Genomic DNA, 13,933 nt, shown 5'->3' on the forward strand with positions numbered 1-13,933 from the left:
GCCCGGAGTGAACAGCCCGACCGTTTCCGGCTTTCGACGCGAGCGTAACGGCGGTGTTACGCACGGTGTCCGGCGCGGGCCGATCGAGCCCGCGCGGGTCCCGGTCGGGCGGTACTACCCGCGTCGCCGGACGCAGGCGCGTCGGCAACGTTCGACGGCGAGCGTCACTCGAACGGTCGCGGACCCCGCGCGTCGGAGCAGATCCAGGCGCGCGGTGCCGCCGCAGGGGGCGGTGGTGGGTGTCATGGCTCGATCATATACCCCATGGGGGTACATGGCGGTTAGGATTCGATTCCGGTGGGGTCGCGCATCATCGCGGTCGCCTCGGGTAGACCGCCGAAACAGGGCCCGTTCGAACGCAGCAGGAAGACAGGAGACGCGATGACCACCACCGCGATCGCCGCTCTGGCGACGTTGTTCGTCGGCCTCGGCGGCTGCCTGTGGCTGCTCACCCGGGCGCGCCGCGCCGAGCGCATGACGGCCGCGGTGCTGATGTGCATGTTCGCGTCGCTCGCGCTGGTGTTCTACTCGATCGGGCCGGGCGGGATGGGCGCGCTGGACGCCGCGCTGCTGCTCGGTGTGGCCGCCCCGGCGGGCACGCTGGCGGTCGCGGCCCGCGGTCGCGGCCTCGGCCGCACGACCGCCGGTCGCGACCATCGAGCCCGGTGATCCGCCTCCCGTGACCGATCAGGTCCGGCCGCCGCCACCGCGACGCAGGAGGAAGGACACGCACAGCCAGACCAGCGTGGTGGTGCAGCCCATGATGATCAGCGCGAACGCGATCACCACCAGGTAGGCGCCGGAAGTGGTGATCAGCGCCGCGAACACCGCCGCGAACAGCACGACGAGCAACAGCACGTGCCAGGTGCCGGAGAGCGTCGGGCGGCGCATCCTTCGGCGGGCGCGCCCCGAGGCCGGCATCGAGCCCGCGCCCGGGACGACCCGGCCGCGCGCACGACCGCGCCGACGGTTGCGGGAAGGACGCATCGTGCGCAGCGCGAGGTCCAACTCCTCGTCCTTGCGCAGCTCGTACTCGATCTCCTCCAGCATCCGCCGCTCGTTCGGCGTCAGACGCACTTCCTCCATCATGTCGTTCGCCCCCTACCGCAGTTCCGCCCGCATCCCACGAGTACGGCCGAACGGTCGTCGCGACACGGCAGGGACAGCCGACGGCGCGGACCGTACTCAGAGGGTCCCCCGCAGGTGGCGATGTGACACCTGGCAGAACGAGAGATGACAGGTGGTGACATTTCCTCGGATCGCCGGGCGGGCCCGGGCACGGGGCGTCCGGGGGGAGCCGCGGCGGGCCCGTGGGCGTGCGTGCCTCCGCGCGCGCGAGGGCGCCGGGTAGGGTCACCCGTTATGGCCAACGGAACCACTGACGAAAGGTCGGGCGAGGCGCCCGACAAGCCCGCCGAGCTGCTGGACCTGCGGGACAGCATCGACAACATCGACGCGGCCCTGATCCACCTGCTGGCCGAGCGGTTCAAGTGCACCCAGCGGGTCGGCGTGCTCAAGGCCGAGCACCGGCTGCCGCCGGCCGACCCGGCGCGCGAGGCGGTACAGATCCGCCGGCTGCGCGCGCTGGCCGAGAGCGCCAAGCTCGACCCGGACTTCGCGGAGAAGTTCCTCAACTTCCTGGTCGCCGAGGTGATTCACCACCACAAGGCGATCGCCGGCGCGTGATCGCGTGATCGATCGCCGTCCGGCTCGTTGAATCGATCGCGGACGTCCGCGGTCCCCGCGTCGGTGCGGTCCGGCGTTCTCCCCTGCGCGGCTTGCTACTTACGGGGGAAGATCGCGCGCTCACCGTCACCGGCATCACCCTCGCGCGTTGGATGTCGCGGAACCCCGGTTCCACCGTCTATCGATCGATGGGAATAACTACCAGTGAACAAGCTCACCAAGGGTGCGGTCGTCACCGCCGCCATTCTCGGCGGTTCGGTTTCGGTTGGGGGCCAGGCGTTCGCGTCCGCCCAGGCGGATGGCGCCGCCGTCGACTCGCCCGGCGTGCTCTCCGGCAACAACATCCAGGTGCCCGTGCACGTGCCGGTCAACGTCTGTGGCAACACCGTGAACGTCATCGCGGCGATCAACCCGACGTTCGGCAACACCTGCGTGAACGGTGACGGGGTGGAGCTGCCGAAGCCGGGTCACCCGGGCCACCCGGCCCCGCCGACGCACCACGTCCCGCCGACCGACGACTGCCCGCCGCCGGCCCCGCCGGTCGACGACTGCCCGCCGGAGCTGCCCCCGCCGCCGCACGTGCCGCCGACCGACGACTGCTCGGACCCGACCGGTCTGGCCGCCCTGGCGAGCGGTGCCGCCGGCTCGATGATGGGCTGAGCACCCACATCACGGCCGTACCGGCCGCGGCCCCGGCACACCTCCCAGGTGTGCCGGGGCCGCGGCCGGTTTCCGGGCCGGTGCGGGTGGGTCAGCCCACCGGGGTGCGCTCCACCGGGCCGGGCTCGCGCAGCCGGCGCGGCGCGGGCTTGTCCTTCGGCGGCTTCCCGAACGCCTCGCAGACGCCGTACACGCCGATCACCAGGCAGATCAGGGTGAATCCGCCCAGCACCCCGAAGAACCCGCGCAGCGCCTCGGTGCGGTCGGCGTCGCCGGTGATCAGGATCAGCACGCCGAGCAGCGCCCCGGCGATCGCCATCGCGGCCACCGCGCGGGCGAACTCGACGACCTCGTAGCGGACCCGCTCCGGGCCCCGCCGCGGCGGTCGCCAGGGCAGTGGGCCGCCCAGGAAGTGGTAGCCCACCCGCTGGTCCACCCAGCGGATCGCCCGATGCCCGAAGACCGCGGTCGTCCCGATGTACAGCGCGGCGATCCCGTGCCGCGACCCGGCGGTGGCGCCGCCGCGCAGGTCCACCACGGCGACCACGAGCAGGATCACCTCCAACAGCGGGGTGGCGTACAGGAACACGTTGCTCAGCCGCCGGCGGTGCAGCACGTAGCGGCTGAGCAGGCCCAGGGCGATCAGCACCCAAAAGCCCACCTCGCAGGCCACGATCATGGCGACGACCACGGCGATCTCTCCCTCGGGCGGTTGCGGGCCCCTCCGACCCCGGGCCCGGGCGGGCGACGGCGGTCTCGAACGGACCCCACCAGCCTCTCCCGGGCGCGCCCGCGGCGGATCGTCGACAGGGCGGATCCCGCCGTACAGACAACGATGTAGGCGGCGCACGACACGTTGGGGTGGGCCCGGCCCGGGATCGGCGGATCCGCGCCGCGCGTGCCGGATAGTGTGCTGAGCAAGGCCGAACAGCAGGGAGAGCACATGGCGCAGGAGCAGCCGGACGGTCGGGTCATGGTCGAACTGGTGGACCCGCAGGGGAACACCATCGGCCTCGCGGAGAAACTGGAGGCACACCAGCCGCCGGGTCTGCTGCACCGGGCGTTCTCGGTTTTCCTCCTCGACGAGCAGGGCCGGGTACTGATGCAGCGCCGGGCACTGACGAAATACCACTCGCCGGGACGCTGGTCCAACACGTGTTGCAGCCACCCGTTCCCGGGCGAGGAGCCCCGGGAGGCGGTGCTGCGCCGGCTGACCGAGGAGCTGGGCGCCAAGCCCACCGTCCTCGAACCGGCCGGTCTGGTGACCTACGACGTCACCGACGAGGTCTCGGGCCTGGTCGAGAAGGAGTTCAACCACCTCTTCGTCGGCCTGGTCGGCGGCGAACTCGGGCTCAACGCCGAGGAGGTCGACGACGTCGCGTACGTGCCGCTCGACGAACTCGACGCGTGGCTGGCCGAGCACGATCACACCGCGTGGCTGAGCGCGGTGCTCGAACCGGTGCGCGCACCGCTGGCGGCGCTGGCCGCACGCTGAGCGAACACCCGAGCGAGAGGGCGGGTCCGGAACACCGGACCCGCCCTCTCGCTCGTCGCCCTCTCGTTTTGCGTCCGTCCCGCCCCGTCAGGCCTGGGGCGGCTTGGTGCCCTGGTCCGGCCAAGTCGGCGCGGGCGCCGGGACGAGCGTGGCGCGATCCGGCTTGGGCGCGGCGCCGCCGAAGACGTACTCGGTGCGCAGGTGCCGCGTCGCGCCGGTGGCCACACCCTTGTCCACCACCGTCGTGCTCACCTCGGAGTACGCGGGCAGGTGCGTGGCCGGGTCCAGCCAGAACACCGCGCGCACCGGCGAGCCGCTCTGCTGACCGAAGTTCTCGATCTGGTACGGCCCCTTGGTGAAGTCGGGGATCGTGGCCCGGAACGCCCGGAGCAACAGATCGGTGTTGGCCGCCGCGCCGCCGTTCTGCTGCGGCTTGAGATCCACCGTCAGGCGCAGCCAGGACTTGCCGCCCTGCTGCGCCGGTTCCACCGCCGAGGGGGTCAACCAGCCCGGGGTGGCCTCGAGTTGGGCGGCGAAGGTCTTCGCCTGCTCGGCGGTCAGTCCGGTCGGCAGGATGCCGTCGCCGACGTACTTGCCCTCGTGGGCCATGTCCACGACACACGTGCGTTTCGTGTCGCTCCACTGCTTGAGCGCGTTGTTATAGCTCCACTCCCGGCCCGCCTCGCACTGGGAGCGCTTGATCGGCGCGTCGGCGGCGACCTGGTAGGCGCGGTCGGTGAACGCGGACCCCGCGCCCGCGTCGTACCAGGACCACAACTCCTCCTTGACCGTCGCCTCCTTGGCGGTGTCGCCGGCCGCGGTACGCACCCCGTGGTACTCGACCACCCGCTGCGTGGTGGTCGCGGCGACGAGCGCGGCCCAGACCGCCCTGGGGTCCTTGTCGCCCGCCCCGCCGGGCGCCGGGGCGCCGGACGACGGCCCCCCGGTGCCGCCCGCCTTGTCCCCGCCCTTGTCGTCCTTGCCGCCGCCGGAGTCGGACGAGCACCCCGTCAGCACGACGGCGGCGGTCAGGGCCGCCGCCGCCCAGGCGCTCCACCGTCGTCCCACGCCCCCGTGTCGCATCCACCACTCCTCGCCTCGGTCCGGTCGAACGCTGCGTCAGCACGCATACCGTACGCGTGAGCGAGCCGGGCGGAGCGGGGGCGGCCCCGCCCGGCGGGGGTGCTCAGGCCAGGGACAGTGCGGCCAGCGCCGCGTTGACGATCGAACCCGGCAGCAGGTCGTGCAGTTCGTACAGGTCCTCGATCCGGCCGGTCTGGCCGAACTGGTCCACACCCAGCGGTACACACGGCACACCGAGCGCCGAGCCGAGCCAGGCCAGGGTGTGCGAGGAGGAGTCGTGCACGGTGACCACCGGCGCGCGGTACGGGAACGCGGTACGCAGCGCGCCGGGCGCGGACGGCGTGGTCGCGGTGCGCACCCCCTGGCGCAGCGTGCGCTGCCAGGCGGCGTAGAGCCGGTCCGCCGAGGTGATGTCCACGACATGCGCCGCGATGCCCTCGTCGCGCAGTTCGTGGGCGGCGGTCAGCACCTCGGGCAACACCGCGCCGGACGCGGCCAGGTACACACTCGGCGCGCCGGGCAGGTCGGGCGCCTCCAGGAGCCGGTAGCCGCCCGCGAGCACCTGCCGGCGCAACACCGCGTCGCCGAGCCGGGTCCGGGCGGCCTCGAACGGCGCCTGATCGATCGGGCGGGTGGTGAGCCGGAAGTAGTAGGCGCCGTTGTCCGGTTCGACCCCGTGGTCCGGGCCGCCGGCGATCCGCCCGACCGCGTCGCACAGCAGCCAGTCGAGGGCCGAGCCGTAGGCGGGCTCGATCAGCGTGGTGCCGGGCAGCTCCAGGCCGATCGAGGCGGTGATGGTGGACTGGTGCGCGCCGCCCTCGGGGGCCAGGGTGACCCCGGAGGGGGTGCCGGCCACGATGAAGCGCGAGCCGGAGTAGACGGCGTGGATGAACGCGTCCAGGCCGCGGCAAACGAACGGGTCGTAGACCGTACCGATCGGGATCAGCGGCTGGCCGGACAGGTCGCCCGCCAGGCCGAGCTGTTCGAGCAGCAGGAACAGGTTCATCTCGGAGATGCCCAGCTCGATGTGCTGCCCGCCGGGGCCCTCGATCCACTTCAGCGCGCCCTCGCCCGACCAGGCCCGGCGCTCGGTGGGGGAGAACACGCCGGTGCGGTTGATGAAGCCGGCCAGGTTGGTCGAGGTGGCCACGTCGGGGGCGGTGGTCACCAGGTACGGCGCGAGCGCCGGGTCGCGGGAGAGGTCGACCAGGACCCGGCCGAAGGTCTCCTGGGTGGACACCGGCTTGCCCATGCGCTGATTCGTCGAGGCGGCGACCGGCACGCCCAGCGGACCCGGCCTGGGCGCGCGGGCCAGGTGCTCGCGGCGCTGCCCGGCCAGGATGCCCTCGGGTGTGGCGGCGTCGAAGCGATCCCACTCGGTGCGCTCGCTCAGGCCGAACTCCGTGCGCAGCGTCGCGACCTGATCGGTGGTCAGCAGCGCGGAGTGGTTGCGCGGGTTGCCCGCGAGCGGCAGGCCCCAGCCCTTGACCGTGTAGGCGAAGACCACGCTGGGCCGGTCGGTGACCGCGTCGCAGCGCCGGTAGGCGTCGAGCAGGGCGGCGATGTCGTGCCCGCCGAGGTCGGTGACCAGCGTGTGCAGCTCGGCGTCAGGTACGTCCGCGACCGTGGCCGCGACGTCGGCCGGCGCGCCGTCCAGGAAGTGCGCGCGCACGTCCGCGTCGGCGAGGCCGAACAGCGCCTGGTACTGCTCGTTGGGCATCGCGTCGAGCCAGGCCCGCAGCGCCGCGCCGCCGGGCCGGTCGAACGCGGCCTGGAGCCGGCGACCGTACTTGACCTCCACCACATGCCAGCCGGCCGCCTCGAACTGGCCGCGCCACTGGTCGATCCGGACCCCGGGGACCACCCGGTCGAGCGACTGCCGGTTGAAGTCGACCAGCCACATCACGTTGCCCAGGCCCTGGGTGGCCGGGTCGGCGATGGCTTCCCAGATGTTGCCCTCGTCCAACTCGGCGTCGCCGAGCAGCGCGACGAAGCGCGAGGCCGGACGCGCGCCGAAATGCGCGTCGACGTAGCGGCGGGCGGCCGCGCCGAACAGCGGCGCCGCCGCGCCCAGGCCGACCGAGCCGGTGGAGAAGTCCACCCATTCGCGGTCCGGGTCCTTGGTCCGGGAGGGGTACGACTGGAGGCCGCCCTTGGCGCGCAGCGTGGTCAGGTAGGACCGGTCCAGGTTGCCCAGGAGGTACTGGATCGCGTGGAAGACCGGCGAGGCGTGCGGCTTGACGCTGATCCGGTCGGGGCCGTCGAGGTGGGCGAACCACAGCGCGGTCATCGCCGAGACCAGCGACGCGGAGGACGCCTGGTGGCCGCCGACCTTGATGCCGTCGGCGTTCGGCCGGTCGTGGTTGGCCGAGTCGACGATGCGCGTCGCGAGCCACAGGACGCGGCGCTGGACGGCTTCGAGGACGGACAGGTCGATGCCGAGAGCGGACGCGGCGTGGTCCGTGTCGCTGCGGTGCATGGTCACCTCAAGATCGGTCGGGGTGGCCGAAGCATACGGCGATCGTCTCACCATGCGATACGCGCGCCGGGGGCGGCGGGTGGGCGCGGCCGAGCCCCGGCCGCCCGGGGAGCGGGGTCGGGGCGGCCGGCGTGGCCCTGTGGGTGGCGGCTCGCCAAGATCCGCCGGACAGGGCCTAGGCGAAGCGCTCCCGGAGTGCGGCCAGGCCCGCTCCGTACGTGCCCTCGGCGAAGACCGCGTCCACCGTCTCCACCACGTCCGGCTCGCCCTCGTAGGTCGCCGACCAGACCACCTCGCTGCCGTCCGCGTGCGGATGTACCGCCAGTGTGCCGACGTAGTCCGTCACGGCCAGCGGCACCTGGATCAGCCGGTAGCTCATCCGGTGCGCGGCGTCGTCGTGGCTGAGCAGTTCCTCGCGCGAGAGCACCTCGCCGTCGATCGCGAACGCCCGTATCGCGCCCGGGGTGTTGGCGTCGCCGCCGCCCTCGATCGTGCTCGGCGGCACCACCGGGTGCCAATCGCCCAGGGCGCCGAAGTCGCCGATCACCGCCCAGACCCGGTCGGGTGTGGCGGCGATCACAGCGGAACGCGAAAACTCGTGCATGAACGAACTCCTGTCGGTTCGGAATTACGCGCGTGGAGGTGCGACGATGCGATTCGGCGCGCTTTCGGACGCGGTTTCGACCACGATTCGATCCGGGTCCGTGGCGGGTCCGCAATACCACCGGGTGGTTGGTGTCGGCCGAATAAATCACCCGCCCGATGTGGCCTGTCTCCTGGACGCGGAAACCACTTGGCGCCTAGAACCGTTGCAGGGCCGGACGGGTCACCGAACGGACGAGGCCGGAAAGGGGCGGCGGGGACGTGTTGTACGGACTTGTGCTGACGGCTTTCGCGGCGGCCATCCTGGTGACCGCCCCGCGCGTATTGCGCCGGGCCGAACGCAGCGGCTTCAGCCCCCGACACGTGCAGCGTGCCTGGCGGGCCGCCGCGGGCGGAGTGCTCGCCTCGTTCGTGCTCGCCGTCCCCGTCTACACCCCCGACCTGTGGCAGGCGCCGATGCGCGCGGCCGGATTCGACCCGCGGATCGGCATGCCGCACGTGCCGCTGCCCGCGCAGATCACCGTCGCGATCCTCGCGCTGCTGCTCGTGGCGTTCGGCTGGCATCGGGGCGCGGGCGCGATGCGCGACTATCGGCGCGCGCTGCGGGTGCAGCTGGACCGGCTGGAGAACTCGGCGCCGCTGCTCGACGAGGAGGACGGCGGCCGACCGCGCCTGGTGATCGTCGAGGACGAGGCGCCGCGCCTGGTGCTGCTGCCGTCCCGGCCGCCGCGCGTGGAGGCCACCACCCGGGCGTTGGACCTGCTGCGCCCGGAGGAGTTGAACGCGGTCCTGACCCACATGGCCGGGCACCTGCGCCGGCGCGACGCGCAATGGATGGTCTGCGCCGACACGTTGGCCGACGCGTACCCGGGGGTGCGCTTCTTCGCCGACTGGGCCGATCACGCGGCCGAACTGTCGGAGAAGGCCGCCGACGCCGACGTGCGCGGGTCCATCGCGCGGGCCAATCTGCGCCGGGCCATCGTCAAGCTGTCCGGGCCGGGCCAGGCGGGCGGGCCGTTCTGCCCGTGCTTCGCTTGGCCGCAGCAGCGCCAGGAGGAGCTGATCGTGCACCAGACGCACGCCGCGGCACACCCCGAGGTGGCCGTCGCGGGGGTGCGGGTGGGCGCTCCGGTCGCGTCGGCGGGGTTGCGGGTGCTCACGGCGGCGGCGCTGCTCGTACCGTCGGTGATCGTGTTGTCGCCGCACTTCCTGTACATCTGAGGCCGCCGGGGCGGGCGGGTCGGGGGCGGGAGCGCTGCGCGTAATCTGCCGCCCATGATCGACGGCGAAGTGTGGTTGCGTTCCGAAGGCGCCGAGGCGCGGATTCTGCCGGACGCCGGGTGCCGGCTCGGCTCGCTGCGGGCGTACGGGCTCGAACTGCTCCGGACACGGGGGGAGCGGCCCGAGGAGTGGGGCAGCTATCCGATGGTGCCGTGGGTGGGTCGGATGGGCGGGGCCCGGTTCGAATTCGCCGGTGCGGTCCACGAGTTTCCCGCCGACGCGCCTCCGCACGCGTTGCACGGGCTCGGCTATCGGGCGGCGTGGAAGCAGGTCGCGGGAGACGCCGGGTCGGCGGCCTTCGAGCTCGCGTTGACCGATCCGTGGCCGTTCGCGGGACGGGTCGAGCAGACCTTCACGATCCGGCCCGACGGGCTGACCACGGTGCTGCGGATCGAGTCGGAGGCGCAGGCGTTTCCGGCCCAGGCGGGCTGGCATCCTTGGTTTCGGCGGCGGTTGGCGGTCGGCGAGCCGCTGGAGTTGTCCTTCGAGCCCGCCTGGCAGGAGGAGCGCGGGCCGGATTACCTGCCCACCGGCCGGCGGATACCGGTCGTCCCGGGGCCCCGGGACGACTGCTACGGAACGCCCGGCGGGCTGGACGCGACACTGCTCTGGCCGGGCGCGCTGCGGTTGCGGATGACGTCGGACTGCGATTACACGGTGGTGTACGACATGCCGGTGGACCACGTGTGCGTGGAGCCGGAGACCGGCCCGCCGAACGGGCTGACCGCGCCCACCACCCACCTGGTCCGCCCCGGGGAGCCGCTGATCGCCACGACGACCTGGACGTGGGCCTCCGTCGGGGCGTGAGCGGGCGCCGGGGGGCGTCCCGCGTCAACGGGGCGTCAACATGGGTTCATCGACGATCAAGGGCGCGGTAGGGGCGGGGTTGCCCGGTATGCGGTGGTCGTAGCGTCGGACTCAGGGCTCGCGCAGGGTGGCGGGGCCGGACTTCGGAGGCTGTCGTGTCGGACGTGTTGATCACCGATGAGGAACCTGCTGCTGCGACCACCGCCCGGCGCGTGCTGATCGTGCCGGTGCGGGCCGACGCCGGCGTGCGGGTGGTGCGGTGGTGCCGCGACCCCCTGGGCGCCCGGGTCCTGGTGGCGTTCACCTCGGTGGCACGGCTGCGGGCGGTGCTGGGCGTCGACCAGGAGTGGATCCGCCTCGGCACCGGCGCGGCCCGCTCGCTCGCGGCCGAGACCGGCGTCGAGCGCATGCTGGTCGACCCGCGCTTGTCGGCGCCACCGGTGCGCCGGGCGCGGGGCGAGGCGCGGCAGGAGGGCGAAGGGGCCGAACCGAGTACGGCCACCGCGCGAGGCGCCGGGGTCGCCTGCGGATCCCACCACTTCTCGGCCGACCCCGACCCGGGCACGGGCACGGTTTCCCTCTTCGCCTGAATCTTCGTCAGCCATATACGCGCACACGGGAGTTGCCATGTCCATATCGCTTGCGGAGCCGGTTCTCGACGCGGGTGTGTGGCCTCGTTCGGCGCAGGCGCTGGGGGCGGATCTCGCGGTCGGCGGGTTGCCCGCGGCCGAACTCGCCGAGCGGTTCGGGACGCCGCTGTACCTGCTGGACGAACAACACGTGCGGGACACCTGCCGGGCCTATCGCCGCGCGCTGCCCGGCGTCGAGATCGCCTACGCGGCCAAGGCGTTCCTGTGCCGCGGTCTGGTCGCCTGGCTGCGCGAGGAGGGCTTCGGGCTCGACGTCTGCTCGGCCGGGGAGTTGGAGTCGGCCGCCCTCGCCGGCATGCCCGGGGAGCGGATCATCCTGCACGGCAACGCCAAGTCGGGCGACGAACTGCGTGCGGCGCTGCGCCTGGGTGTGGGGCGGATCGTGCTGGACAACCCGGCCGAGATCGCCCGGCTGGCCGCGCTGGTGGCGCCCCGGCAGCGGCAGCGGGTGATGGTGCGCGTGGTGCCCGGGATCGAGGCCGGCGCGCACCACGCGATCCGTACCGGCGGCGAGGACCAGAAGTTCGGTCTGTCCATCGCCCGGGGCGACGCCGAGGACGCGGTGCTGCGGGCGGTGGCCCAACCGCACCTCGAACTCACCGGCCTGCACTGCCACCTGGGCTCGCAGATCGGCTCGGTACGACCCTGGCTGGCGGCCATCGGCACGCTCGCCGCGTTCCTGGCCGGGCTGCGCGACCGGCACGGGATCGTACTGCCCGAGCTGAACCTGGGCGGTGGCCACGCAATCGCCTACCGGAGCGGCGAACACCCGCTTGACATCGAGTCGTTCGCGATCGACGTGCGCCGCCGGCTGGCCCGGCAGTGCGCGCTGTACGAACTGCCCGTGCCGCGCCTGATCGTCGAGCCGGGCCGGGCGATCACCGGTCCGGCCGGGGTGGCGCTGTACCGCGTGCTGGTGGTCAAGCGCACCGCGCACCGCGTGTTCGTCGCGGTGGACGGCGGCATGGCGGACAATCCCCGGCCGGCCCTGTACGGCGCGCGCACCACCGTGCGCCTGGTCGGCCGCGTCGGCGCGCCCGACACCCGGCAGGTCACCGTGGTGGGCCGTTACTGCGAGTCGGGCGACGTATTGGCCGCCGATGTCGAACTGCCCGAGGACGTGCGTCCGGGCGACCTGCTCGCGATGCCGGCCGCCGGGGCGTACCAGCAGTCGATGGCCTCGACCTACAACCTGGTCGGCCGCCCCCCGGTGGTGGCCGTCCGCGCCGGCCGGGCCCGGGTCCTGCTGCGCCGCGAGGGCATCGCCGACCTGCTCGCCCGCGACGTCGCCGAGTAGACCGGTCCGCTCGTCGCCGCCCGCCCGACGCGCGCAACGGGCCGACGGGCCGGTCCGGTTGGCCGGCTTGTACGTCTCAAGCCGGGTTTCGGATCGCGTCGATCATGCTCGCGAAGGCGTCGGCGCCGTGGCCCCGGGAGATCGCCCGGCCGACCACCGAGGCGAGCGCTTCGAGCACGCCGACGTCGAGGCCGCGCGCTCCGGCGGCGTCCACGATGTGCCCGATGCCGGCCGCCTCCATCGCCAGGCTGCCCTGGTCCCCGGGGAACTCGCCCGCGTCGATCGCGCCGGCCACCCGGGTCATGATGTCCGGCAGGATGCCGAGGATGCCCCGGGCGAACGGCAGGAACTCGCCCGCCGACACCCGATCGGCGCCGACCAGCGCGAAGGAGTGCACCAGGCCGGCCATCGTGGTGTAGAAGAAGTCCAGCAGGCCCAGGTCGTAGAGCGCGGCCAGGCCGTGATCCTCGCCCAGGAAAGGGGAGTTCGGGCCGAGTACGCGCAGTGTCGCCGCGTGCTCGTCGTACCCGGCACGCGTCCCGCTGTACAGCAGGAGGCCGCCCGGGGTGCCCACGACGGAGGTCGGCACCACGACCGCGCCGTCGAGATACGGGACGCCCACGCCCGCGGCCCACTCGGCGGTGCGCCGGGCCCGCTCGGGGGTGTCCGAGGTCAGGTTGACCAGCGTGCGGCCCGCCCACATGTCGGCGCCGCCGGCCTCGGTCGCGGCGGCCAGGATCGAGTCCGCGACGGCGTAGTCGGTCACGCATACGATCACCAGCGCGCTCGCGGCGACCGCGGCGGCGGGCGACTCGGCCCGCACGGCGCCGCGCGCGATCAGGGTGTCGGCGCGGCCGGGGGAGCGGTTCCAGACGGTGACCGGATGCCCGGCGGTCAGCAGCGCGCCGGCGAGCGCGGTACCCATCGCGCCCAGGCCGAGGACGGTCACGGGAGTGGCGGACGAGGATGCGGCGGCGGACATGTCGGTCTCATTCCATGGCGGTGACGGGAACGCGCGGCGAGACCGTCCGGGGGTCGTCGCGACCGCCCCGGGAAGCTCGGCGCGCGTTCCCGATGTTGCTCGGGCACCGACCGCCGCTCAAGTACCCACTTGAAAGTCACCCACCGGATCAAGGGTAAGCATCCAGGTCAGAGCCCCACCATCGGCAGCTCCGACTCGCTGACGCCGCTCGGACCCGCCTCGACGCGATACGCCCGAGCCTTGGGGAGTTCGGTCACGAACCGGTACGGCTCGCCGTCGACGAGGTGGATCGCCGCGCCGTCGTCCAGCGCGTAGCCGGGCGCGAGGGTGCCCGCCGCCACCGCCGCGTGGTAGGCCGGGCGGCGGCCGGGCTCGCCGTCGTAGTGCGGACACACGCTGCCCCGGGCCCAGCCGAGGCCGTCCGCGAGCGGGCGCAGCCGAGGTCCGTAGGAGTCGGTGATCCCGCCCTCGAACCAGCACAGCGCGCCCGCGCTCAGCCCGCACACCACCAGGTCGCGCCGGGCGGCGCGGGCGGAGAGCGCGGCGTCGAGGCCGTGCAGGCGCCACAGCGCGAGCAGGTTGAGGGTGGAGCCCCCGCCGACGTAGATCACGTCCGACTCGGCCAGTACGTCGGCGAGTTCGGTGTCGGTGCGCTTGAACAGGCTCAGGTGGTCGAGCGAACAGTCCCACGAGGCGAACGCGCCGCGAAACCGCTCGACGTAGCTGTCGGCGTCGCCGGAGGCGGTCGGTACGAAGCACACGTTGGGACGGGCGCGGCCGGTCAGGTCGAGGACGTAGCGGTCCAGCGCCGTCGCCCCGTCGTTCATCGAGAATCCGCCGCCGCCCATGGCCACCAGGTGTGTCGTCATCGGCTCATCCTGCCGCGTGCGCACCGCCCGCGACGAGGAAT

Annotated in this window: 15 protein-coding genes; 8 read left to right on the top strand and 7 right to left on the bottom strand. The window is 73.1% G+C overall.

Going from position 1 to position 13,933, the window contains the following annotated elements:
• Positions 1 to 381 precede the first annotated feature (381 nt).
• On the top strand, positions 382 to 669 hold the full coding sequence (locus tag ACH4XV_RS00595) for a hypothetical protein (RefSeq protein WP_395785722.1): 288 nt from the start codon (positions 382 to 384) through the stop codon (positions 667 to 669).
• Between the two features lie 18 nt (positions 670 to 687).
• On the opposite strand, the gene ACH4XV_RS00600 is transcribed toward ACH4XV_RS00595, so the two are convergent.
• A complete protein-coding gene (locus ACH4XV_RS00600) occupies positions 688 to 1,089 on the bottom strand; it encodes a hypothetical protein (protein WP_395785724.1) in 402 nt (133 codons plus the stop codon).
• Positions 1,090 to 1,362: 273 nt separating this feature from the next.
• On the opposite strand from ACH4XV_RS00600, the gene ACH4XV_RS00605 reads away from it, so the two are divergent.
• Both ACH4XV_RS00605 and ACH4XV_RS00610 read left to right on the top strand, forming a co-directional pair.
• A complete protein-coding gene (locus tag ACH4XV_RS00605; protein WP_126642106.1) occupies positions 1,363 to 1,686 on the top strand; it encodes a chorismate mutase in 324 nt (107 codons plus the stop codon).
• A gap of 204 nt (positions 1,687 to 1,890) precedes the next feature.
• Complete coding sequence (locus ACH4XV_RS00610; protein WP_395785726.1) at positions 1,891 to 2,346, top strand: chaplin; 456 nt, start codon at positions 1,891 to 1,893, stop codon at positions 2,344 to 2,346.
• 91 nt (positions 2,347 to 2,437) lie between these two features.
• Here ACH4XV_RS00610 and ACH4XV_RS00615 read toward each other — a convergent pair whose 3' ends face one another.
• The gene (locus ACH4XV_RS00615) at positions 2,438 to 3,037 is read right to left on the bottom strand and encodes a hypothetical protein (protein ID WP_395785728.1); all 600 of its coding nucleotides are present in this window, start codon (positions 3,035 to 3,037) and stop codon (positions 2,438 to 2,440) included.
• A gap of 252 nt (positions 3,038 to 3,289) precedes the next feature.
• Between ACH4XV_RS00615 and idi the strand changes: the two genes are divergently transcribed.
• Entirely contained in the window at positions 3,290 to 3,841 is a 552-nt protein-coding gene (gene idi / locus ACH4XV_RS00620; protein ID WP_380008622.1) for an isopentenyl-diphosphate Delta-isomerase, read from the top strand.
• 87 nt (positions 3,842 to 3,928) lie between these two features.
• Here idi and ACH4XV_RS00625 read toward each other — a convergent pair whose 3' ends face one another.
• The 3 genes from ACH4XV_RS00625 to ACH4XV_RS00635 all read right to left on the bottom strand — a co-directional run bounded on the left by ACH4XV_RS00625 (position 3,929) and on the right by ACH4XV_RS00635 (position 8,007).
• Positions 3,929 to 4,924 (bottom strand): hypothetical protein, encoded by a 996-nt coding sequence (locus tag ACH4XV_RS00625; protein WP_395785730.1) that lies wholly within the window; start codon positions 4,922 to 4,924, stop codon positions 3,929 to 3,931.
• 103 nt (positions 4,925 to 5,027) lie between these two features.
• On the bottom strand, positions 5,028 to 7,403 hold the full coding sequence (locus tag ACH4XV_RS00630; RefSeq protein ID WP_395785732.1) for a transketolase-like TK C-terminal-containing protein: 2,376 nt from the start codon (positions 7,401 to 7,403) through the stop codon (positions 5,028 to 5,030).
• Between the two features lie 175 nt (positions 7,404 to 7,578).
• Positions 7,579 to 8,007, bottom strand: a complete 429-nt coding sequence (locus tag ACH4XV_RS00635) for an SRPBCC family protein (RefSeq protein ID WP_380008286.1) — start codon at positions 8,005 to 8,007, stop codon at positions 7,579 to 7,581.
• Between the two features lie 260 nt (positions 8,008 to 8,267).
• Between ACH4XV_RS00635 and ACH4XV_RS00640 the strand changes: the two genes are divergently transcribed.
• The 4 genes from ACH4XV_RS00640 to lysA all read left to right on the top strand — a co-directional run bounded on the left by ACH4XV_RS00640 (position 8,268) and on the right by lysA (position 12,041).
• Positions 8,268 to 9,227 carry a hypothetical protein gene (locus ACH4XV_RS00640; RefSeq protein WP_395785734.1) on the top strand — a complete coding sequence of 320 codons (960 nt, stop codon included), beginning with the start codon at positions 8,268 to 8,270 and terminating at the stop codon, positions 9,225 to 9,227.
• 54 nt (positions 9,228 to 9,281) lie between these two features.
• Positions 9,282 to 10,094 carry an aldose 1-epimerase gene (locus ACH4XV_RS00645; protein WP_395785736.1) on the top strand — a complete coding sequence of 271 codons (813 nt, stop codon included), beginning with the start codon at positions 9,282 to 9,284 and terminating at the stop codon, positions 10,092 to 10,094.
• Positions 10,095 to 10,258: 164 nt separating this feature from the next.
• Positions 10,259 to 10,684 (top strand): SAV_915 family protein, encoded by a 426-nt coding sequence (locus ACH4XV_RS00650; protein ID WP_395785738.1) that lies wholly within the window; start codon positions 10,259 to 10,261, stop codon positions 10,682 to 10,684.
• 37 nt (positions 10,685 to 10,721) lie between these two features.
• Positions 10,722 to 12,041, top strand: a complete 1,320-nt coding sequence (gene lysA / locus ACH4XV_RS00655; protein ID WP_395785740.1) for a diaminopimelate decarboxylase — start codon at positions 10,722 to 10,724, stop codon at positions 12,039 to 12,041.
• Positions 12,042 to 12,117: 76 nt separating this feature from the next.
• On the opposite strand, the gene ACH4XV_RS00660 is transcribed toward lysA, so the two are convergent.
• Positions 12,118 to 13,023 carry an NAD(P)-dependent oxidoreductase gene (locus tag ACH4XV_RS00660; RefSeq protein WP_395785742.1) on the bottom strand — a complete coding sequence of 302 codons (906 nt, stop codon included), beginning with the start codon at positions 13,021 to 13,023 and terminating at the stop codon, positions 12,118 to 12,120.
• A gap of 167 nt (positions 13,024 to 13,190) precedes the next feature.
• The gene (locus ACH4XV_RS00665; protein WP_395785744.1) at positions 13,191 to 13,892 is read right to left on the bottom strand and encodes a Type 1 glutamine amidotransferase-like domain-containing protein; all 702 of its coding nucleotides are present in this window, start codon (positions 13,890 to 13,892) and stop codon (positions 13,191 to 13,193) included.
• Between the last annotated feature and the right edge of the window lie 41 nt (positions 13,893 to 13,933).

Origin of the sequence: Embleya sp. NPDC020630, assembly GCF_044334985.1 — a bacterium.
Classification (GTDB): domain Bacteria; phylum Actinomycetota; class Actinomycetes; order Streptomycetales; family Streptomycetaceae; genus Embleya.

What these genes read in the sequence shown, in the direction of transcription:
- ACH4XV_RS00595 (WP_395785722.1), top strand. Translation starts at nt 382, where the DNA reads ATGACCACCACCGCGATCGCCGCTCTGGCGACGTTGTTCGTCGGCCTC.
- ACH4XV_RS00600 (WP_395785724.1), bottom strand. Translation starts at nt 1,089, where the DNA reads ATGATGGAGGAAGTGCGTCTGACGCCGAACGAGCGGCGGATGCTGGAG.
- ACH4XV_RS00605 (WP_126642106.1), top strand. Translation starts at nt 1,363, where the DNA reads ATGGCCAACGGAACCACTGACGAAAGGTCGGGCGAGGCGCCCGACAAG.
- idi (WP_380008622.1), top strand. Translation starts at nt 3,290, where the DNA reads ATGGCGCAGGAGCAGCCGGACGGTCGGGTCATGGTCGAACTGGTGGAC.
- ACH4XV_RS00625 (WP_395785730.1), bottom strand. Translation starts at nt 4,924, where the DNA reads ATGCGACACGGGGGCGTGGGACGACGGTGGAGCGCCTGGGCGGCGGCG.
- ACH4XV_RS00630 (WP_395785732.1), bottom strand. Translation starts at nt 7,403, where the DNA reads ATGCACCGCAGCGACACGGACCACGCCGCGTCCGCTCTCGGCATCGAC.
- ACH4XV_RS00635 (WP_380008286.1), bottom strand. Translation starts at nt 8,007, where the DNA reads ATGCACGAGTTTTCGCGTTCCGCTGTGATCGCCGCCACACCCGACCGG.
- ACH4XV_RS00645 (WP_395785736.1), top strand. Translation starts at nt 9,282, where the DNA reads ATGATCGACGGCGAAGTGTGGTTGCGTTCCGAAGGCGCCGAGGCGCGG.
- lysA (WP_395785740.1), top strand. Translation starts at nt 10,722, where the DNA reads ATGTCCATATCGCTTGCGGAGCCGGTTCTCGACGCGGGTGTGTGGCCT.
- ACH4XV_RS00660 (WP_395785742.1), bottom strand. Translation starts at nt 13,023, where the DNA reads ATGTCCGCCGCCGCATCCTCGTCCGCCACTCCCGTGACCGTCCTCGGC.
- ACH4XV_RS00665 (WP_395785744.1), bottom strand. Translation starts at nt 13,892, where the DNA reads ATGACGACACACCTGGTGGCCATGGGCGGCGGCGGATTCTCGATGAAC.